The sequence below is a fragment of the Exiguobacterium sp. s122 genome, from assembly GCF_018618475.1.
Classification (GTDB): Bacteria; Bacillota; Bacilli; order Exiguobacteriales; family Exiguobacteriaceae; genus Exiguobacterium; species Exiguobacterium himgiriensis.
On record NZ_JACSMD010000019.1, the window covers coordinates 1 to 567 of the forward strand.

The window sequence follows — 567 nt, forward strand, 5'->3', positions numbered from 1 at the left end:
CTCAAAACTGAACGATGGGCAATGCCACAGGGGCATTTTCCTTAGAAAGGAGGTGATCCAGCCGCACCTTCCGATACGGCTACCTTGTTACGACTTCACCCCAATCATCTGTCCCACCTTCGGCGGCTGGCCCCCTAAGGTTACCTCACCGACTTCGGGTGTTACAAACTCTCGTGGTGTGACGGGCGGTGTGTACAAGACCCGGGAACGTATTCACCGCAGTATGCTGACCTGCGATTACTAGCGATTCCGACTTCATGCAGGCGAGTTGCAGCCTGCAATCCGAACTGAGAACGGCTTTCTGGGATTGGCTCCACCTCGCGGCTTCGCTGCCCTTTGTACCGTCCATTGTAGCACGTGTGTAGCCCAACTCATAAGGGGCATGATGATTTGACGTCATCCCCACCTTCCTCCGGTTTGTCACCGGCAGTCTCCTTAGAGTGCCCAACTGAATGGTGGCAACTAAGGACAAGGGTTGCGCTCGTTGCGGGACTTAACCCAACATCTCACGACACGAGCTGACGACAACCATGCACCACCTGTCACCCCTGCCCCCGAAGGGGAAGG

At 56.1% G+C, this 567-nt stretch carries 1 rRNA gene; it reads right to left on the bottom strand.

Going from position 1 to position 567, the window contains the following annotated elements:
- Positions 1 to 45: 45 nt before the first annotated feature.
- A 16S ribosomal RNA gene (locus tag KNP92_RS15725) occupies positions 46 to 567 on the bottom strand; the annotation flags it as partial.